Source organism: Chitinophaga jiangningensis (genome assembly GCF_900142605.1).
In the GTDB taxonomy this organism is placed as follows: domain Bacteria; phylum Bacteroidota; class Bacteroidia; order Chitinophagales; family Chitinophagaceae; genus Chitinophaga; species Chitinophaga jiangningensis.
This window is the reverse complement of the sequence record NZ_FRBL01000008.1, coordinates 126,935-147,050: the sequence shown is the minus strand read 5'-3', so window position 1 is coordinate 147,050 and position 20,116 is coordinate 126,935. Positions and strand designations below refer to the sequence as shown.

Below are 20,116 nucleotides of genomic sequence, written 5' to 3'. Positions count from 1 at the left end.
TTGCTAATTAACCTGATTTAAGAATAAATTGAGATCCCCGGTTACGGCGGCTTTATACAACAGCGCTTTCCATACTGCCATATACGCTGTTTTATTATCGGCCGATGCCTTTACCAGCGCATATTGTGCCTGCATCAAATCTGCAAAGTTGGCCAGCCCGGATTGGTAGCGCGACTGCATAGCCTTATAGGAAAAATCGGCAGATTCATAATACAACGGGGTTTCCTTTGAAATGAGCAAGGCCGTACTGAGCGTGGTGTCAGCCAGCTCGTATTGCTGCCTTAGCTGCAGGCTAATTTCCTGCAGCTTTTCCTCGTTGGATCTGATCAGGTAATCCTGCTGCTGCACCTGCGATCTTACTTTTGCAAACTGCAAAATAGGAATGCTCAATTGTAAGCCCACGCCGTAGTTGTACCGTTGAAAGGCAAGTCCGTCCGTGGATTGCACATGGCCGGCGTAATCAATGCCAGAGCCGCGCGCATAGGCCGTACCCCACATACCCAATGTAGGCATAGCAGTTTTACCCAGCACTTTTTTGCGGGCTTTGCTCAGTTCAATATTGGAATCATATAAGGCCAGTAATGGATTTCCTGCCGTATCCGCTGGCACAAAGGCGGAAGGCAGCCTGGTGAAATAACTGCTGTCATTTACTGCCGGCAAACGCTCCGTTACCACTAACGCGGCAAGCGTAATCATCGCCTGCTCCCTGGATTTGCGGCTGTTCAGCAATTCCACTCTTGCTTTTGACATCTCAGCTTTCAGTAAGGCGGTATCTACACCGGGTTTAATGCCAGTCACCACCAGCGTGCGCACCACGGATAAATTGGCCTCCGTACGGACCAGGTTTTCCTGGTATACAGTTTCCAGTTCGGCGGCTACCAATACATCGAGGTAGGCGTTGATCACCCGCACCTGGTGCCGGAAAATTTCATTGCCGGCATCCGCTCTGGCATATTGTTCTCCGGCCTTTGCCAGGTCCACCTGGGAGTTGCGCTGCCCGAAAGTCAGCGGCTGCCAGTTGAGCAACAGGCTGGTGGCACTGCCGAATACCCCATCATACTGATTGGTAGCTGATGGCGGCCCACTGATAGGAACAAAAAACTGCGGCGCAGCCATGCCCGTGATATTATTGTACGTAGCGTAATTTACCTGGTAGGCCGCGTCCAGCGAAGGTATCAGCGTTTGTTTACTGGTGGCCACTGCTTTTTGCGCAGCCTTCACTTCCCATTCTCTGGATTTTAACAGGGGGTAATTGGTGGTAGCCAACTGCAGCAGCTCCTTCAGGGAAGTGTGTGCAGGTAATTGCGAAAGCGCCAGCTGCGTGCTCATTAACAGCGCGGCGATACATAGGAGTAGCCTTGACGGCATGCGATACATATTTGCTTGTTTAAAAACCTTACTGGTGCAGGCTTAGCTATACATCCTGCCTGCTCACTGTTGTCAGCGCAAATATGGTAAATACCACCGCCGTTTTATGGTACATTTGAAAATATGAGGGGGTTAATATAGCATTAGCTATTCTTCCGGAAGGAGAGTGGCGTTTGTTCGCTTTTTCGTTTGAAGTACTTTACAAAATGAGAAGGGTCATTAAAATCCAGTAGGAAAGAAATCTCAGCGATCGTGTTATCGGTATACAGTAACAATCGTTTGGCTTCACTCATAATAAATTCAGACAGTACCTCCTCGGCCGACTGATCCACGGCCTTGCGGCAAGCGGCATTCAGGTTTTGAGGGGAGGTGCCCAGCAGCGCTGCATAATACTGCACCTTGTTTTTAACGGTCTGCCCTGTGCCCAGCAGGGCCAGGAAAGACTGGTACAGGTTAGCAGTGAGCTGCACTTTGCCGGTGAAAGGAATGACATCTTCCAAAACATGTGCCAGCAGCGCTTTTAACAGTCCCTGCGTCATATGGGTAGCATGTTCACCGGTCCGTTTATTCGTGGCCGTTAATAATTCCAGCAGGGCATTAGTGGTGTGGTGGTCTTTAATGTTTATGCAACTTTCCTTACTCAGTTGCATAAACAGCGACTTTAACTCAACGTCCGCACTCTCATCAATAAACGCTTTTTTAATAATTACCACAAACCCATCCGGCTCGCTGTCGAGCTCCCAGTAATGCACCTGGTCTTTCCTCACCAGGTACATCACCGGTGGCGCCAGTTCAAATTTGCGGGAATCAATAAAGTGAAGCCCGCTACCCTGCGACAGGTAAATGATCTCGAAGTAACTATTATGCTTATGGGGAATCGTTTTCCTGATCTCTTTTCTGAAAGGGGAAATCTTAATGGATTTGCCGGATTCACTCTTGTCTTTTACTTGAAGATTATTTGTCATATAAGTCAGGTGCTCGGCATCAATTTACAAAGTTTTAGTGGTATCCAGGTAGTGCTATTATTTTGAATGTTATTGGGTGGACCAGCTTTCGGTCCCCTGTTCAGCCGCCGTTGTGTCACTCCCTTCAGCCATTGGAATGCTATTGAGCCAGTTTACAATGCAGCACTTACATCTCCCTAAAAAACAAAAATAGGGTGCCCCGTAACCCCTGGGACACCCTGTGCTTCATCTTCTCCTTACTATCGAACCTTTAACTAATCTTCGTCATTGATAATTCACCATGTATAATACCCTTTACCGCTGTCAAAGCATTGGCCAGCTGCTTTAGCAGCGAAGCCTTGCCCTTCACGGCAATAATTTCCATGCAGTTGTCGTGGTCCAGATGGATGTGCTGGGAACACAGAATCAGATCATGGTAATCATGCTGAATGTCCGTGATCTTATCCAGCAGATCGCGCTTATGATGGTCAAACAGTAAGGTGATGGAACCTCCCACCACCTCATCCGACTGCCACTGCTTTTCCACCTCAATCCGCTGGATCAGGTGCCGGATAGCCTGCGACCGGTTGGGAAACTGGTTGTCCTCCATATAATTATCCAACAGCTCCAATACATTTTTTTCTACGGAAACACCAAATCTTACAACTTTCATAAACTGATAACTTAGAATGCATTCACCAGGTACAGCACACCGATGGCAAACAAACTGGAACGCTGTGGCTCATTAGCGTCCGCTATCGCATTCCTGTACTTCACCTGGTTGTTATAGTAATACCCAAACAACTTCATGTTCTGACTCGCAATAGGCTTGTATTCAAAGCCTGCCAGCACACCAATGTTCTGCCTGAAATTTTTTCCTATCGCGCTGTTGCCCTTTGTTTGACTGGATGTTTCATAAATCCCCTTGGTAGTAATAAACCAGCCGGGCACAAACTCATAATCCAGTCGCAGCACCGCGCCTTTATAATTAATGTCCCGCGCAAAGCCCGGCGTATACGCCGGATTCAGCCCCTGCTGATACTTGTTTACTGATGGGGAGGCAATGTTTACATAATCCACCGGCATTGATGCCCATTGCAGGTCCAGGTAACCTTTCAGCTTTTTCAGCACGAGTTTATTACCCAATGCTACGGCATGATTGGTTTTGCCGGAGGCATACTGCGAAATGTCGTAACTCCAGAAAGTATGCAATTTCTGATCAAACAGTTTTCCTAACCAGCTCGCATACACGCCCATCGGGTGTTTGGCACTTTTTAATCCATCCGGTGCATAACCGGCATTGTTATACGTAGTGGTAAAACTGTTGTTGTAGGTATTGTGCAGCTGTAAAAAGAAACCATGGTTTTTATTCGCCTGGTACCCTAACCGCATCCCCATCAAAAACAGGTTAGTCTGATAGTTCACAAAATCCGAGTACTGGTACTCATACGTAGGGTTGGTTTCAAACTCCCAGTTGCCTACATATGCCGCCTGCTTACCTACGTTGATGGACCATTTCTTCTGGCTGCCAAACTTATAGTTAACCGAAGCGTGATCCAGTGAGCCCGGCGCGTTGTCGAGGTCCCGCTGCGCCTGCGAGCGGTTCAGCCGGTACCGGATTCTGAAATCCAGATCGGGGACGATCGTGCCCATAAACTCAAGACGGGCTTCATTGAGTCGCAGAGACGATGGTTTGTCCCCATCCGGAATTTCCAGCGAGCTGCGTAACAAAACATTCATGTGTACATTTTGCAGCAGCGGTGGTTTGTTTGTTATTAACAGCGAAGTAGTATCACCGGCAGGTGCTGTTTGGGCAAACAGGTAACCTGAGGAGCAAATAAAGTTTATAGTCAGAAAGAGTTTCAATTTCATATATCAGATTCAGATTTTTAGGAGCAAAAGCTTATTGTTTCCGTGCCTTTTTCTCCTTTACTTTTTCCTCCAGCCAGTTGCACCATTCATCAATACCTTCGCCACTCAGGGTGCTCACCTGTATGGCAGATAAATCGGGGTTTACCTCACGCGCGTCTTTCACCGCCGCTTCTACTGAAAAAGGTACGTAAGGCAGCAGGTCCGCCTTGGATACCAGCATCAGCTCACTGGTCAGGAACATGCGTGGATATTTCTTCGGCTTATCATCGCCTTCTGTGGAAGCAAGCAGGGTTACGCGGTAATCTTCGCCCAGGTCAAACGCGGACGGACATACGAGATTTCCTACGTTCTCTATAATCAGCAGGTCCACATGCGTAAGGTCGATATGATCCAGCGCCTGGTAAATCATCTGCGCTTCAATATGGCACATGCCGCCGGTTACGATCTGCAATGCGTTAATGCCCACATCGCGCAGTCGTACGGCATCTCTTTCTGTTTCAGGGTCCCCAACGAGTACGGCTATACTCAGCTTATCCCGCAGTCGCCTCCCGGTTTCCTGCAGCAGCGTGGTTTTGCCGCTTCCCGGTGAAGAACAAATATTGATGATTAAAACATCCGGCACTTTATCTTTAATCGCTTTGGCAACAAAATCGTTGGCCTTTAAGAGGTTCAGAGTGGTGTTATCACACTGCACGGAACCGGCAGGCATTCTGTTACTTTTAGGTTTTGTATCAATCATGATCGTGATTTTTAAGTGAGAAATTCAACTTTGCTGATGCGGAGTTCTTCGCCCTGCACAATTTTCCTGGAAGGCGTACCACAGCCACATACAAACTTGTGGCGGATCACTTCAAACTGCTGTTCGCAGCTTTCGCAGTACGCTATGATCGGTAACAGCACTACTTCCAGGTCTATGTGTGCCAATTGCGGCTCATCGCGTATCAGCGCTTCAAATGCATTCTGAATCAGGATGGGTTGTACGTTACATAGCAGCCCGGCTTGTACCTGCACCTTCGTGATGCGGTCGAACTTATCCGGATGCTGCTCCTGCAGCGTATTTACAATATCCCTGACTATTGGCACTTCATGCATAAACTGTTTATTTTTCTGCGACTACCTTCTTCGCTGTCCGCTTTTTGGTAGCCGGTGTTGTTTTCTTTTTTACCACTGCTTTCTTTGGTACAGCTACAGGCACTGGCTCCACCGCTTCTGTATGGTGCCGGATAAAGCTCCAGCACATATCCCCGATGTTGGACAGCCACTCATGCATCGCTTCCCCGCTTTCGCCCAGCGCACGTATCAGCAGTGCATTTTTACCACACAGGGTAAACCCGTAGCTCATGTCTACAAACTGCTCGGTGAGCACTTCGTCCAGTTCTTCTTTAAATGCTTTGGCGTAATCAGACACAATCAATAAGGTCCCCTGGTGCGTATGCCCTTCCATGAACAACATACGCTCCATTGGCTGCTTCCCTGGCTCCATCAACTGGTTATCAAAGAAAATCAGTTTGCCTCCGCAGTATACTTTTGTTTGGCTATGCAAGCGCGTAAACTCAAACCGCTCCCCGGAATGAATACGGCCACCACCAATAATATCTCCCCATATCAGATGTCCTGCAGGCGCCACGTCAATCAGGTTCTCCATATGAAATATGGCGTTTTTGAAAGGGATGGTGGGCATCGGCAGGTATTGCAACAGGGCGTGCTCATCTACTTTTACATGCATCAACTGGGAGGCACCTTTTTTCATCGGGTGCACTTTGTTGAACGACTGTGTAAACAGCTTCATTTCCGTGTGGGCAGGGGAGTGCACCGTTACTTCCAATGTATCGCCGTCCATCACCCCCGGTGAGTAACACATCAGCATTACCTCCAGGTGGTCGTGCAGGAGCTTGGAGCCGTAGTGCACCACTTTATAGGGAATGTCAAAATAACTGTTCACCAGCAGGGTTTTCGAGCCCTCCCGCTTGCAGCTAATGTCAACCCTGCTCGTCAGTGAATTATCCCTATTTATCATTGGCTATATATTATGCTTCGAGTAATGCGTATTTCTTAATCCAGCTAATCACATCGTTCAGTCCCTGCTTTTCACGGATGTTTGTTTTCAGGAAAGGTTTTTCTCCGCGCATTTTTTTGGCGTCCCTTTCCATTACTTCCAGGCTGGCGCCTACGTAAGGTGCGAGGTCTATTTTGTTGATCAGCAGCAGATCCGAGCGGGTAATACCAGGGCCGCCTTTGCGAGGTATTTTCTCTCCCTCCGCCACGTCGATTACGAAAATGGTTACATCAGCCAGATCAGGACTAAACGTTGCTGCCAGGTTATCGCCCCCGCTTTCAATAAATACAATCTGCGTATCAGGATGCAGCTTTACCAGTTCTTCCACTGCTTCCAGGTTCATGGAAGCATCCTCCCGGATAGCCGTATGCGGGCATCCGCCGGTTTCCACACCGCGGATTCTTTCCGCAGGCAGTTTGGAGTTTTTAATCATGAACTGCGCATCTTCTTTCGTATATATATCATTGGTAACTACGCAAATGCTGTAGTCATCGCTCATTACACGTGTGAGTGCTTCGATCAAAGCTGTTTTTCCGGAACCTACGGGGCCGGCTACCCCTATTTTTACATATTTCATTTCACAAGAATTTAAAGTTTGAGGATCAGGAGATGTAAATGCGGGTATACAGTTTTTCGTGTTGCATACACTTTATTTCCTGACCTATACAGCACAAGCCCAGCTGCTGCTCGTCCATGTCTTTTTGTTTGTTCACCAGCTTGGTAATTACCGGCTGCAGCAGGAACAGAATCTTCTGTCCTGCGGTTTGACTGATAGGCACCGTTTTAGCACAATTGGTGATGATACCGTTCAGCGTATTGTAGTAAAATGCACTTAGCGCATCCTCCGTAGTGATGCCTGCCGCCTTTACGTATAAGCCAAAGGCGATGGCGTAATGCCCGTGCAGTGCCTCCGTCTGGATGGCTTCCGCGTACTTTTTGCAGATGGGATATACCTTCAGTTCATTGGCCAGTTTCAGGAAGCGGATGGCCAGCTTTTTACTGGCATCCCTGATTTCATAGGGAGCCTTTAATGCGGTCACCAGTGTATCCAGCTCCGTTAGCTGATCCCATCCTTTTTTGCCGCCGGCCAGGGCCAGTGTTTTGTACAGGAAGGCGGCATCGTTGTAGTAGATGCTGTGCTCGAGCATGGTGCGGGCATATTCAGCAGCAGAAGCATTATCATGTACAATCCCCGCGTTCACGTAGGATTCCAGCCCATAGGAATGCGTAAAGCTGCCGATGGGAAACATGGAATCGTTTACCTGCAACAGTGTTAATAGTTTCTGCATACGTTAATTATTTGCATCGTTATGGCCATGGCCATGAGCCCTTAGCATGTGCGTCTGCAATAACTTGCGCGCTTCAATGCGGGGCTCATAACCGGCTCTCAGTAACTGCATGTACAGGGGCGACTCATACGCCACACTTACATTGTTTGCATCGTCGATGTAAATGGGGATATGTTTGTTGCCGATCTCAAAACAAATAATCCCCATTTCTTTCAGCGTTTTTGGTGTAAACACAATACACTCGCAGGGTTTTATCACCAGCTCAATGTATTTCTCGTCGTCCATCCAAAGGATGTCGCCATCGGCCAGCGGAACGCGATTGTGTTTCCTGATCACTATTTCCATCCCTGACAGGGTAGGGCGCCTGATTATTGTTTTGGCAGTTTCGTACCATTCAATTTCAAAAACGTCTCTGGTTCTGTTTCCGGTAGCCGGACTATTCAACACTGCTTCAATAATGATCATCGCTATATTTTTTTAGAACAGCAGGTAACGCTGTGCCAGTGGTAATACTTTCAAAGGCTCGCAGGTGGCTACTTTGCCGTCTACTTTTACTACATATGTTTCCGGATCTACCTCCAGTTTAGGCATGGCACTGTTGTGAATCATGTCTTTCTTGCCCACCGTGCGGCATCCTTTCACCGGCAGCGATTTCTTTTTCAGGCCAAGTTTGGCGATGTTGCCGGATTCTATGGATATTTTGGAAACGAAATTGTAGCTCGTTTGGGCCGTTGCGCCACCATAGGCACCATACATTTTACGGTACAGCACCGGCTGTGGCGTAGGGATAGACGCGTTAGGGTCACCCATTTTCGACGCCACGATCATACCTGATTTGTAAATCATCTCCGGTTTAATACCAAAGAATTCAGGGCGCCAGATCACCATGTCGGCAATTTTGCCTGGCTCAATAGATCCTACATACTCATCGATACCATGCGCTTTCGCCGGGTTGATGGTGTATTTGGCCATGTATCTTTTCACCCTGAAGTTGTCGTGGCCCTGCTTGTTGTCCTCCGGTAGAGCGCCGCGCTGTACTTTCATTTTATGCGCCGTTTGCCAGGTGCGGGTGATCACTTCACCCACGCGACCCATCGCCTGCGAGTCGGAGCTCATCATACTGATTACGCCCAGGTCATGCAGCACGTCTTCCGCAGCAATAGTGGAAGGGCGGATACGGGAATCGGCAAAGGCCACGTCTTCCTTGATTTCAGGGCTGAGGTGGTGGCAAACCATCAGCATGTCCACGTGTTCTGCCACGGTATTATAGGTATAGGGCTTGGTAGGATTGGTAGAAGATGGGAGGATGTTCGGGAACATTGCAATCTGGATGATGTCCGGTGCGTGTCCGCCGCCGGCACCTTCTGTATGGAAAGTATGGATCACTCTTCCGTTGATCGCCTTAATGGTATCTTCGAGGTAGCCTGCTTCGTTTAAGGTATCCGTGTGAATGGCTACCTGTGTATCGTATTTGTCGGCTACACGCAGTGCCATATCAATGGTGGATGGCGTGGCTCCCCAGTCCTCATGCACTTTCATACCCAGGGCTCCCGCCCTGATCATTTCCGCCTGTGCTTCTTCGTTGGATACGTTACCCTTACCAAAGAAGCCTACGTTGATAGGCAGTTCCTCTGAGGCCTGCAGCATCTTTTCCATGAAGAATTTACCGGAGGTAACGGTAGTGGCCAGGGTGCCATCGTTTGGTCCGGCGCCGCCGCCAATCAGCGTGGTAAGGCCACTATACAGTGCTGTGTCAATGATTTCAGGGCAGATGAAGTGGATGTGCGTATCGATACCGCCAGGGGTAACAATATAGCCCCAGCCGCCGTGTACTTCCGTACCGGGGCCGATGATCATACCCGGGGTAACACCATCCTGTGTATCAGGGTTACCGGCTTTACCGATGGCTTTGATTTTACCGTCTTTCACACCTATATCTGCTTTTACAATACCCCAGTGATCGATGATGATAGCACCGAGGATACAGAGGTCCAGTGCGTCTTTGTCCATCGTGGAAGTGGATTGTCCCATCCCGTCACGAACGGTTTTACCACCGCCGAATTTATTTTCTTCCCCATACACCTGGTAATCCTTTTCTATCTCAATAAACAGCTCTGTATCGGCCAGGCGCATTCTGTCGCCGGTAGTAGGGCCAAAGAGAGAAGCATATTTCTCGCGTTTGATATATAAGTTACCGTTCTCAAATCTTACTTCATTACTGTTCTGTGCAAAGGCTTTGTTCAGGCCCATCACCGTTAATCCGGCGGTGGTTACCCCCACAATCTTGATCCATTCCCGTCTGTTCCAGCCTTTTTTTTCTTTATTGTCGGACATGTTTTTTGATTTAATGCATAATGAAATATTTCAACGCAGCAGCTTATTTGGCGCCTTTGAAATTGTTCTTCTTCGCTTTGGCGATGGCTTCTGTTTTAACCGTGTTGCTGGCAGCATTACCATCTGTGAGATTGTTGAACCCATGGATATTTTTCTTGCCACCGTATTCCACGAGGATCACCATCTTTTTTTCTCCCGGTTCAAAGCGTACTGCTGTACTGGCGGGGATGTTGAGTCGCATGCCGAAGGAACGGTTTCTGTCGAAATCCAGCGCTTTGTTTACTTCAAAAAAGTGAAAATGAGAACCGACCTGGATAGGACGGTCGCCCGTATTTTTTACTTCTATTCTCACCGTATTCTTTTTTGCATTGCAGATAATATCTTCTTTTTTCAGAATGAGTTCTCCGGGTACCATTATAGTTTCGTTTAACAGGTTTAGCAATTGATGTTATCGGATCGGGTCGTGCACGGTGACCAGTTTGTTTCCATCCGGAAACAGCGCTTCAATCTGGATGTCGTGTATCATTTCCGGAACGCCTTCCATGACCTGACTTCTGGACAATAATTTGGTGCCCCATTCCATCAGTTCCGCCACCGATTTTTTGCCATCCCTGGCCTGTTCCATAATTTCACTGGAGATGTAAGCAATACATTCCGGGTAGTTTAATTTCACCCCGCGCTTTAGCCGTTTGGCAGCAAGCTCTCCTGCCTGGTGTAATAACAGCTTCTCAATTTCCCGGGTGGTTAGATGCATAGTAATTGTATTTTGTTATGATTGAATATTCTGTTGTGCTAATCCTATGTAGCAGGACACAGGTAGGACAGGGACAGCCAAACGAGGCTGAACTGGCAACGCTTTTACACGTGGCCCATCACGGACATGATAATAAATGCAACAGGTAACAGCCTTATGTGGACTGCATCATCAAACGCTGTTGGTAATAAAAAAGAGAAATAATAGACAATAGTTGGACGGAACAACGTCTTCTACACGTTATTCGCAATTGCAACGAAAATAAAAGCAGGCTTAGATTAGCTGGCGTTCCGGAGGCGGGGTAATCAGTTCAAGGGAGTGGTTATTTAAATAGAAGGTATCTTCTCCCATAACATGCTGAATTGGCTCAAGGATAATGGTAACAGGATCTTTCCTGTCTACTAGAAATTCAGAAAGCGGCGTATCTTCTTCCACCCGTTCTTCGTTGAGGCCATTGCGCTCTTCGTTGAGGCTGGAGTAAGCATCATCCGTGGTGTCCTTGGTAATAGTATATGTTTTTTTATGCTCTGCCTGTTTGATTAAAATATCGGGCATACTAACAGTCACCCATGTGAATAACAGCATGGAGAGGATGGCAGAAAGTCGGCGGATAAATTGATATGTCTGTTTTGGCAACCGCATAGAAGTATGACTGCGTATGAATTGCGGCGAAAGTAGGAAAAAGTTATTAAACAACAATAGGTTGTAAAAATATTTGTGCATTGTTATCGATCTTTTAACATATCGTTCTAATTTTTTTTCTGCATCACATTTTTTGTTCTCATAAAATACACGACCTTCGTGTCACGAAAATAAAATTCTTGCTACTTCTACTAGCGCACATGGCTACACTCCGTTGACTCGCGGACTTCTGCAAATGCCAATTTTATTTATCCATTTATTTTTCGATATGCTTAGGAGAACTTTGTCCCTGGCGGCATTGGCCTTTTCCGGCCTGCATGCTGCTGCACAGGAAACAGCATCAACTGACACGTTAAAAGTGCGCATGCTGGATGAACATACAGTGACCAGTAAATACTATAAGAAATATAATCTTAGCAAAATATCTTCCGGTTTACGCCTGCAATCACCCTTGATAGAAACACCACAGAACATACAAATTATCAGTTCGGAAGTGCTGAAAGATCAGGTGGTATATAATTTAATTGAAAGTGTTACCCGCAATGTGAGCGGTACCATGCGCGAAGAATTACATAACGCAGTATCACCGGATATATATGCCCGCGGCGGATACATCAATGCGCAACGCAACGGGGTGGACCTGCGTCCATTAATAAAAGGTCCACTGGGTGATGATGCCGCTATGATCGAAACAATTGAATTTGTGAAAGGCCCCGCAGGTTTTATGACGGCACTGAGTGATCCTGCCGGCTCCTATAATATCGTCACTAAAAAACCGACAGGTATTAAAAAGAATACTATTAAAATGATGTCCGGCAGCTATGACCTTTTCCGCGCTGAGGCTGACCTGGGCGGCGTGTTGGACGAAAAGGGAAAGTGGCAATACCGTTTTAACCTCATGGGCATGAGTACAAAAGGGTTTCTGCAATTCGATAATGGTACCCGTCTGTTGATTGCACCCGCCGTAAAATACCTGGCCGGTAATAAAACATCCTTTACCCTCGAATATATCTATCAGGGTATGAATTATATGTTACTGAGCGAAGCCCAGATCTCCCCGTATGGTTATGGTACCCTGCCACGGAATTTTTCAATATCCGATCCCAATACCAAACCTTACCGGGCAAAGGATCATAATGTTTTCTTTACGGCAGCACACCGGTTTAATGATAACTGGCACCTGACCTCCCGCATCAGTAATATCAATAATGAATATAATGGGAGCATCTTTTGGGTGTATGGAAAAAATAATCATAACCCTGATATCCTAAACAGGTATTATGTGTACGACGGGGTAGGGTATAATACTTTTTCAGTGCAAACTTATATCCAGGGTAAATTTAATACCGGCGCGATCAAACATGCTATTACGGGTGGAATAGATTTCAATGATAAAAGAAATAACACCACTGATACATGGGAAACTGCCAGCACCATATATCCCCTGAGTATTTCAAATCCCGTATACAGCCAGGTGATTAATAACAATGGGATCGGTGGCTCGTTCGAATCTGAAAATGACATCTCCGGAGAAAAAAATAAAACAAAAGGCCGGTTATATTATTTCTCCGCCTATGTGATGGATGAAGTATCGTTAACGGATAAACTGAAGTTGAATGCAGGTTTACGCATGACGCAGTCCAACGCCGATTTTAACCAGTACGGCACTAAAACTGTTGCCAGCGATTTCGTGGTGACGCCGCGTGTTGGCCTTAACTATATGCTGTTACCTGCCATGAGCGTGTATGCGTTATATGACCATTCGTATTTGCCACAGGCGGGCGTGGCTTATGATGGTAGCCCCCTGAAACCATTGACAGGCAAGAGCTACGAGGCGGGGATCAAAAAGGATTGGTACGATGGTACCTGGAATACTACTTTATCTGTTTACCAGATTTACCGGCAGCGTACTATCCTTCGGGACCCGGTGTCCAATGCTATTTATCAAACGGGAGAAAACAGGTCAGAAGGGGTAGAGCTGGACGTAAGGGGCCGGATCACCAAGGGGCTGAACATAGTGGTGAATTACGCTTTTACCGAATCGAATATTACCAAAGATGAGAAAAACCCGGAGATGGTAGGTATGGCCACTCCCAACCGGGTAAAGCATATTCAGAATACCTGGGTGAACTATGCCCTGCCAATACCGAAGTTGCCCGGGTTCGCTGTGTCCGCAGGGTATCAGTACCTGGCTGGCCGCGCGGAGCGCTTTACCACTACCAATGAGGAACCGCTGAAAGATTTCTTCCGGCTGGATGCCGGTATCTCTTACACCAGGAAGAAATTTAGCATCAACGTGATTGTCAACAATCTCCTGGATGAGCATTTGTACAGCACCGCCTGGAAGCGGAACGACATGTACTACTGGGTGCAAACGGCTCCGCGTAATTTTCGTTGTGCCCTTACCGTTAACATTTAACCTGATCTCATGAGAATAATATTTGTTTTATTAATGGGCCTGTACCTCTCTGCATGTAACAGCAGCCAGCATTCGCCTGAAGCAGCAGCTATCACGGTAACGGATGTACGGGGAAATAAAGTCGCGTTACAAAAGCCGGCGGAAAAAATTGTATGTCTGTTCGATCCCATGGTGGACGCTATTTACATGCTACAGATGCAGCATAAACTGGTGGGGATACCCGCTGAAACGTATACAGATCCGCAATTATTTGTGCCTTACAGCCTCATCGATGAACGGGTGAAGCATAAAAGTCTGGCTACACCGGGCACCAATGAAACCGCTAACCTGGAAAGCATACTTGCACTCCGGCCCGATCTCGTGATAGCGCAGCACATGAGTGCAGGCAGCATCCAGAGCTTGCAGGCCATGGGTATTGCGGTATACCTGGCATCGTCGGAAAAGTATGAACAGGTATTGAAAGAACTGGAAGATGTGGGATTACTAACTGGAGCCAGTAATAGAGCCGGCGAGCTGATAGCTTACACCAAACAGCAATTTGATACCATGCAATCTGCCGCTTCTGCTTTAGCAGAAAAAAAGAAAGCCTATTTCTCCTGGGCCAACGGCCGCATTTTCGCTACCACCGGGCGTAACAGCATGATGAACGACTGCCTGGAATTTGCAGGCGTTACCAATGTATGCACGGCGCCGGTGGATCAGCCTAACATCAACGCAGAAACGCTGATCAGCTGGAACCCGGATATGATCGTGATGTGGAACGACCCGGCAGATTTGTTTTATGCTAAAAATGAACTGGCAGGTATCAGCGCCATTAAAAACAAAGCGATCTATAACCTGATGCCCATGTTTTTTTATAACCCACATACCCTGAAATCCTTGACAGCTGCGGTTCGTATTCAGGGATGGGCTACCGGGCAAGATACGGCTGCTTCCCTGGAAGCAGTAAAAAAAATGATCATTACTTATTACGGTACGAGTACCGGTAACCAATTAATCACATTATTATGATGCAGGAAATTTCAGCTTACTGGGATAAGCAAAGCGCCATTTGGAGAGAAGAAAAGCAGGAGGCATGGACCCAGCCGGTAACACAACAATGGGGTCATTATTTTAGGGAGATGTTACCGCAGTTGTCGGGCAACAAAGTACTGGAGCTGGGCACCGCTTCCGGTTACTTCGCCAATATCCTGGCATTGGCAGGGTACGACGTTACCGCAGCGGATATTTCAGCGAACATGATTGCGGAGGCCAGAGCAGTTTCGGCTTCGCTAAATTTACAAATCGACTACCGCGTAATGGACGCCCAGGAGCTCATTTTCCCGGAGCAGCAGTTCGACCTGGTATTTACCCGCCTCATGACCTGGACTATCCCGGATATCAAAGGTTTTTACAGCCAGTGTTATAAAGTATTAAAGCCCGGTGGCCTGCTGCTCAACTTCGATGGCGACTTCGGTGGCTGCCAGTTCAGTCAGGAAGGGCACGAAAAATATCCGGCGGATATTATGGAAGAGGCCAACCGGATAAAGAGCCAGCTCGATATTTCGAAGCACCAGCGCCCTGCCAGGGATATGGAAGTGCTGCAGGATGTAGGGTTTGTGCGGGTTTCGGCGGATTTCACGGAAGACCAGGTACTCCACTTGCCGCATGGCAGTTCCGGTTTGTTTGAATTGAAAGGATATAAGCCATTACGTTGAAAAAAAGTATAGTTTATATTATCTGTTACGCGCTGCCGGTGCCGGTGATCCTGATCTCGCTTTTTATTGGGTCCACCGGTCAGGCGGATGTGGGTACGGCACTGGCGCTGGCGTACAAAAGTGTTTTTGCGCCAGCGTTATCAGCCGCGGAGGCGGAGAGCTGGATGATGATCCAAAACATTATCTATAACGTGCGGCTGCCGCGGGTGTTGATGACATTTCTGGTAGGCGCGGCGTTGTCTGTTTCCGGGTCGGTGTTACAGGGGATTTTCCGTAACCCGCTGGTAGATTCGTATGTGCTGGGTATTTCTTCCGGGGCGGCTTTCGGGGCGGCGCTGGCGATGACGTTTGTGTTGATACCGGTGAGTCTGGCTGCCTTTGCCGGCGGTATACTGGCGGTGGGGATGTCGTACCTGGTGGCCCGTTCCGGATCAGGCATCGTCAGCATTGTATTATCCGGTATGGTGATTTCAGGCATGTTCGCCGCAGGCCTGGCCATTGTGCAATACCTCAGCAACCCCTATAAGTTGCAGGCGATTGTGCAATGGACGATGGGTAACCTGCATGCCGCCTCCTGGCAGGAGTTGCAGCGTGTATACGGGCCTGTTATAGCGGGGCTGGTAGTGGTATACATCTACCGCTGGCGACTCAATATACTCTCCCTGGGGGATGATGCCGCGAAGGCTACCGGCGTAAACCCTGGCCTGGATAAATGGATACTGATCGGCTGTGCCACCCTGCTGACGGCCATTACGGTGGCAGCAGTGGGAATGATCAGTTTCTACGGATTGTTCCTGCCGCATATGGTGCGGATGATGCTGGGGGCAGATAACCGTAAGGCGATACCTGCCAGCATATTCCTTGGCGGCACTTTCCTGCTGGTGATCGATAATTTCTCCCGTTCGCTGTTTGCGTTTGAGATACCGGTAGGTATTTTCACCATGCTGCTGGGAGGCCCCTTTTTTATATACCTGATGCGTAAAAACAAATTAAACTGGAACTGATGGAAAAGGCGATTGATATTACTGATCTGAGTTTTTCCTATGGCAGGCAATCCATCCTGCGGGAGGTGAATGTGAGCTTTGCTGCGCACCGGTTTTCGGTGTTGCTGGGGACGAACGGCAGCGGAAAATCAACTTTGTTTAAAGCCATGACGGGATTGCTATCCGGGTATGAGGGCATCGTGAAGATAAAGGGAACGCCTGTACGTAGCTTAACACATAAGCAAAGAGCCAGCCAGATAGGTTACCTGCCGCAGTTTTACCAAACGGTATTTCCGTTTACCGTGGAAGATATTTTGCTGACAGGTCGCGCAGCCTTTTCCGGCTTTGCGCCCGCAAAGCGCGACCGCGCACTGGTGACGCAGGTGCTGGCAGAGCTGGGGTTGGAGCGCCTGCGTCAAAAACTCTTTCCCGAGTTATCCGGCGGCGAGCAGCAAATGGTGATGATAGGCCGCCTGCTCATGCAGGACCCGGAAATCATTATCCTCGATGAGCCTACCAACCACCTGGATGTATACTACCAGCATTTTCTGATGAACAAACTGAAAGCATTTGTGGAGGAAGGCCGAACGGTAATTGCGATCATGCACAATCCCACACTGGCCTACCAGTTTGCGGACGATTTCTTTTTTATGCTGGATAAAATGGTAGTGCCGGCGGTGAGTACAGCAGAGCAGGAGCTGGAGATGCTGAAGGCGGTGTACCATACCGATTTCCTGCATATATCACATGAGGGGTTAAAAATCGTGCTGCCGGTGGGAGAGGGTATGTTAAAATAATTTTCCTGGTTATCTTTACTGACCATGGCAAAGCAAACGGATACCCATAAAAAATTACCGCATTATACGCTGGGCGACTTTCGTCATCTCCACCGGGAGCCGGACGATAGTTCTTCCTTTGGCTACAATAACATCTCCCCGGAAAAAAAGATAAAAGGCTTTGAAATATATTCCAGTGAAGGGCTGGTATCGGCGGTGGGGCCGCTGAAATCTGATTTTTACCGCATGAGTATTACGCTGAGCGGGGGAGTGGACGTGCAGCTGGGGCTGGAGCAGTTCCGTCATCAGCCGGGTACGATCAGCTTTACTTATCCTGGGCAGGTGTTTAGTAAATCGAATATACAGCCGGGCACATTTGGTTATTACGCTTTGTTTGAGGCCGACTTCCTCGGCAGCTTTGTGCCACCTGATCAATTCCAGGAGGAGTTTCCCTTTTTTAGTGTGGACGGGCAGTTGTTTATACAGCTTTCCACCGCGGAAATCACACAGGTAGCGGACTTTGTGGCAAAAATTAATGAGGAGCTGCAGGAGGGAAAAGTAGGCCGGGAAAAGGCGGTGAGCATGTACTTCTACCTGCTGTTGCTGGAAATAAAACGCAGCTATGTTACCCAGGGGCTTCATCTCACGCGGACGGATATACGCACCGGTTATCTTATTCCCAAATTCCATAAGCTGGTGAGTCAGTATTTCCTGCAAAAACGCAAGGTGGCCGATTATGCAGCGATGCTGGGCGTTACGCCCAACCACCTCAACAGGACTATTAAAGAAGCCACTGGGCATACTGCCTCTGCCGCCATCAGTACTATGCTTGTCCGTGAATCCAAAGCACTGCTGCGCTATACGGACGATACTATTTCCCAGATCAGTTTTCAGCTGGATTTCAGCGACCCTGCGTCTTTTACCCGCTTTTTCCGGGAGCAAACCGGGCAAACGCCGCTGGATTTCCGAAAGAATGCATAATCAGGTTAATCCAATGCATAAATGCGTTAATAATTCCCTGCTGTAATCGTTGGAAATTTGCTGGTATAAAACTGAACAATATGCCAGGAAAATTTGAAAACAAGCGCGTAGTAATAGCAGGAGGATCAACCGGTATCGGCTTTGCTACAGCAGCCCTGCTGGTGGCAGCAGGAGCATCCGTTACCATCACCGGTCGCTCCGTGGAGAAATTAGAACAGGCGAAGGCAGCTATTCCATCCCTGAACACGGTGGTGCTCGATAGTAACAACAGGCAGGAACTGGACCAGTTCTTCCAAAGTATGGGAATGTTTGATCATTTGGTGCTGACGCTCAGCGGAGGCAAAGGAGCAGGTGCGTTCGCTACGCTGCCGCTGGACGATTTGCGTACCGGCTTTGAAGGTAAATTCTGGCCGCAGCTGAATACCCTGCAATCGGCAATCCCTTATGTAGATAAAGCCGGTAGTATTACCCTTGTAACCGCAGCTTCTGCGGCGATGCATACACCTGGTGTGGCTGGGCTGGCTGCTATCAATGGCTCGTTGGAGTTAATGATCCCGTCAATCGCAAAAGAGTTACAACCCTTACGTATCAACGCTGTTTCCCCTGGTGTGGTGGACACCCCCTGGTGGGATGCGATGACACCTGCCGATAAAGCAGCGGCGTTTACCCATTTTGCAGCGCAAACGCTTACCGGCCGTATCGCAGAGCCGGAAGAACTGGCTGATGCCATCCTGTTTTTAATGGGCAACCGGAATGTAACCGGAACGGTTATACGGTGCGACGGTGGTATCTCCCTATAACAAAATCCTGCCTCCTGTATTTGCTATACAGGAGGCAGCCTTTTATGCCTGCTGGCCAAAGGTCAGCAGGTTATTATCCGGATCGAGGATGGAAAATTCTTTTTGCCCCCATGGCTTTACCGCCAGCGGACCATTGGGATGGATCGCTACATTGTTATCAATGAAGGATTGGTAAAGTGTTTCGATATTGTTGGTGCGTATATACACCATCCCGTAATTTTCAGTAGTGCTTAACTCCTTAAATTCAAAAAAATGGATCTCTATCTGATCCCGGTGCAGCATTAAATAGCCTTCATAATCGGTGCCGGGGGCCTCAAAGCCTAGTTTGGACAGGTAGAACTCTTTGGTGACTGCCTTATCCCGCATGGGAAGTTTGGGACTGATTTCCGTAAGCATAACCTTGTATTTTATTACTTCAAGGTACTGAAAAAATTTCCCCGGAATCAGGGATTGTTTTTAAAGAGATATTATGGCATCTTCGTCCGTAATATGAAAGTAACCACGGCATTGCTCACTACAGCAGAAAAACGGAAAATGAGCACCATCTTTATTTCAAGGATGATCGTTTTCGTATTGATGATATTGCCCTTGCTGTGTGGGATAGGATTCATCGTATACCAGGCGGGGATGAGTTTTGTGAAAGGAGATTCTGATGTGTTAAGCTACGTGGTTTTATCGGGATTTATTATTTTTTGTTTAGCAGCCCGCAAGTATTTATTCCCTTATTATAGCAATCTGTTTAAGTATGCCGGCGCCCGAGAGAAGGAGCTGGTGGAAGCTACTATCCTTGCTATCAGGCAGCGCTCTCTTAATTCTACCATACTGTTGTTTAGGGTAGAAACAGACGCCGGTGTGATAGACAGTGGCGTAGATGTGGTACTGTTTCCGGACCTGACATTTCCTCAGATGCAGCAGGGGATGAGGATATGTATACATCGGGTGCCGGGGATGCGGAATGAGTTAGTAAGGATTACGAGGGTGGGGTAGGGGAATATGTAAGAAAATTAGTAATTTGATAGTCTGTTTATCCGCCAATGACCTATCAATCATACAACCATTTTTCGATTTGGGATTATTCTCCCAGCCTGTCGCAGCTACTCATTCGTAACAGCGCTTTAGACAATAGTCTGTATTGTAATGAGGATATCGTATTCATAGGTGTTTTTTACATGCAGCTAGGGATAGATTTCAATGGTATCTG

General features: G+C 47.9%; 23 protein-coding genes. 8 read left to right on the top strand and 15 right to left on the bottom strand.

What is annotated here, in order from left to right:
- Window positions 1-3: 3 nt before the first annotated feature.
- The 14 genes from BUB18_RS21290 to BUB18_RS29455 all read right to left on the bottom strand — a co-directional run bounded on the left by BUB18_RS21290 (window position 4) and on the right by BUB18_RS29455 (window position 11,172).
- Entirely contained in the window at window positions 4-1,368 is a 1,365-nt protein-coding gene (locus tag BUB18_RS21290; protein ID WP_178372170.1) for a TolC family protein, read from the bottom strand.
- A gap of 143 nt (window positions 1,369-1,511) precedes the next feature.
- Window positions 1,512-2,333, bottom strand: coding sequence for an AraC family transcriptional regulator (locus tag BUB18_RS21285; protein ID WP_073084964.1), 822 nt, complete (start codon window positions 2,331-2,333; stop codon window positions 1,512-1,514).
- Window positions 2,334-2,583: 250 nt separating this feature from the next.
- Window positions 2,584-2,985: a nickel-responsive transcriptional regulator NikR gene (gene nikR, locus BUB18_RS21280; RefSeq protein ID WP_073084962.1), complete on the bottom strand. Its 402-nt coding sequence runs from the start codon at window positions 2,983-2,985 to the stop codon at window positions 2,584-2,586.
- Window positions 2,986-2,996: 11 nt separating this feature from the next.
- On the bottom strand, window positions 2,997-4,184 hold the full coding sequence (locus BUB18_RS21275) for a porin (protein WP_073084960.1): 1,188 nt from the start codon (window positions 4,182-4,184) through the stop codon (window positions 2,997-2,999).
- A gap of 31 nt (window positions 4,185-4,215) precedes the next feature.
- Window positions 4,216-4,923 carry a hydrogenase nickel incorporation protein HypB gene (gene hypB, locus BUB18_RS21270; protein ID WP_073084959.1) on the bottom strand — a complete coding sequence of 236 codons (708 nt, stop codon included), beginning with the start codon at window positions 4,921-4,923 and terminating at the stop codon, window positions 4,216-4,218.
- Between the two features lie 11 nt (window positions 4,924-4,934).
- Window positions 4,935-5,276 (bottom strand): hydrogenase maturation nickel metallochaperone HypA/HybF, encoded by a 342-nt coding sequence (locus BUB18_RS21265; RefSeq protein WP_073084957.1) that lies wholly within the window; start codon window positions 5,274-5,276, stop codon window positions 4,935-4,937.
- Between the two features lie 7 nt (window positions 5,277-5,283).
- A complete protein-coding gene (locus BUB18_RS21260; RefSeq protein ID WP_073084955.1) occupies window positions 5,284-6,201 on the bottom strand; it encodes an urease accessory protein UreD in 918 nt (305 codons plus the stop codon).
- 10 nt (window positions 6,202-6,211) lie between these two features.
- Window positions 6,212-6,817, bottom strand: a complete 606-nt coding sequence (gene ureG / locus BUB18_RS21255) for an urease accessory protein UreG (protein ID WP_073084953.1) — start codon at window positions 6,815-6,817, stop codon at window positions 6,212-6,214.
- A gap of 25 nt (window positions 6,818-6,842) precedes the next feature.
- The gene (locus BUB18_RS21250; RefSeq protein ID WP_073084951.1) at window positions 6,843-7,529 is read right to left on the bottom strand and encodes an urease accessory protein UreF; all 687 of its coding nucleotides are present in this window, start codon (window positions 7,527-7,529) and stop codon (window positions 6,843-6,845) included.
- A gap of 3 nt (window positions 7,530-7,532) precedes the next feature.
- Window positions 7,533-7,994 (bottom strand): urease accessory protein UreE, encoded by a 462-nt coding sequence (locus BUB18_RS21245; protein ID WP_073084949.1) that lies wholly within the window; start codon window positions 7,992-7,994, stop codon window positions 7,533-7,535.
- A 12-nt stretch (window positions 7,995-8,006) separates the two neighbouring features.
- Entirely contained in the window at window positions 8,007-9,863 is a 1,857-nt protein-coding gene (gene ureC / locus BUB18_RS21240) for an urease subunit alpha (RefSeq protein WP_083550441.1), read from the bottom strand.
- A gap of 43 nt (window positions 9,864-9,906) precedes the next feature.
- Window positions 9,907-10,278: an urease subunit beta gene (gene ureB, locus BUB18_RS21235; RefSeq protein ID WP_073084948.1), complete on the bottom strand. Its 372-nt coding sequence runs from the start codon at window positions 10,276-10,278 to the stop codon at window positions 9,907-9,909.
- Between the two features lie 33 nt (window positions 10,279-10,311).
- Window positions 10,312-10,617 (bottom strand): urease subunit gamma, encoded by a 306-nt coding sequence (gene ureA, locus BUB18_RS21230; protein WP_073084946.1) that lies wholly within the window; start codon window positions 10,615-10,617, stop codon window positions 10,312-10,314.
- Window positions 10,618-10,890: 273 nt separating this feature from the next.
- Window positions 10,891-11,172 carry a hypothetical protein gene (locus BUB18_RS29455; protein WP_143160036.1) on the bottom strand — a complete coding sequence of 94 codons (282 nt, stop codon included), beginning with the start codon at window positions 11,170-11,172 and terminating at the stop codon, window positions 10,891-10,893.
- A gap of 355 nt (window positions 11,173-11,527) precedes the next feature.
- Between BUB18_RS29455 and BUB18_RS21220 the strand changes: the two genes are divergently transcribed.
- The 7 genes from BUB18_RS21220 (at window position 11,528) to BUB18_RS21190 (ending at window position 18,915) form a co-directional block, all read left to right on the top strand.
- The gene (locus BUB18_RS21220) at window positions 11,528-13,678 is read left to right on the top strand and encodes a TonB-dependent siderophore receptor (protein WP_073084942.1); all 2,151 of its coding nucleotides are present in this window, start codon (window positions 11,528-11,530) and stop codon (window positions 13,676-13,678) included.
- Between the two features lie 9 nt (window positions 13,679-13,687).
- Window positions 13,688-14,689, top strand: coding sequence for an ABC transporter substrate-binding protein (locus BUB18_RS21215; protein WP_083550434.1), 1,002 nt, complete (start codon window positions 13,688-13,690; stop codon window positions 14,687-14,689).
- The gene (locus BUB18_RS21210) at window positions 14,686-15,375 is read left to right on the top strand and encodes a class I SAM-dependent methyltransferase (RefSeq protein ID WP_073084939.1); all 690 of its coding nucleotides are present in this window, start codon (window positions 14,686-14,688) and stop codon (window positions 15,373-15,375) included. Before BUB18_RS21215 ends, BUB18_RS21210 begins: the two co-directional genes overlap by 4 nt.
- Window positions 15,372-16,379, top strand: coding sequence for a FecCD family ABC transporter permease (locus BUB18_RS21205; protein WP_083550430.1), 1,008 nt, complete (start codon window positions 15,372-15,374; stop codon window positions 16,377-16,379). The genes BUB18_RS21210 and BUB18_RS21205 overlap by 4 nt, the downstream gene beginning before the upstream one ends.
- Complete coding sequence (locus BUB18_RS21200) at window positions 16,379-17,155, top strand: ABC transporter ATP-binding protein (protein ID WP_083550427.1); 777 nt, start codon at window positions 16,379-16,381, stop codon at window positions 17,153-17,155. Before BUB18_RS21205 ends, BUB18_RS21200 begins: the two co-directional genes overlap by 1 nt.
- Before the next feature lie 24 nt (window positions 17,156-17,179).
- Window positions 17,180-18,115 (top strand): AraC family transcriptional regulator, encoded by a 936-nt coding sequence (locus tag BUB18_RS21195; protein WP_073084934.1) that lies wholly within the window; start codon window positions 17,180-17,182, stop codon window positions 18,113-18,115.
- A gap of 80 nt (window positions 18,116-18,195) precedes the next feature.
- Entirely contained in the window at window positions 18,196-18,915 is a 720-nt protein-coding gene (locus BUB18_RS21190; RefSeq protein WP_073084932.1) for an SDR family oxidoreductase, read from the top strand.
- Window positions 18,916-18,957: 42 nt separating this feature from the next.
- Here the strand turns inward: BUB18_RS21190 and BUB18_RS21185 are convergent, their stop codons facing one another.
- Window positions 18,958-19,311, bottom strand: coding sequence for a bleomycin resistance protein (locus BUB18_RS21185; RefSeq protein ID WP_073084930.1), 354 nt, complete (start codon window positions 19,309-19,311; stop codon window positions 18,958-18,960).
- A 93-nt stretch (window positions 19,312-19,404) separates the two neighbouring features.
- Between BUB18_RS21185 and BUB18_RS21180 the strand changes: the two genes are divergently transcribed.
- The gene (locus BUB18_RS21180) at window positions 19,405-19,902 is read left to right on the top strand and encodes a hypothetical protein (protein ID WP_143160035.1); all 498 of its coding nucleotides are present in this window, start codon (window positions 19,405-19,407) and stop codon (window positions 19,900-19,902) included.
- Window positions 19,903-20,116 lie beyond the last annotated feature (214 nt).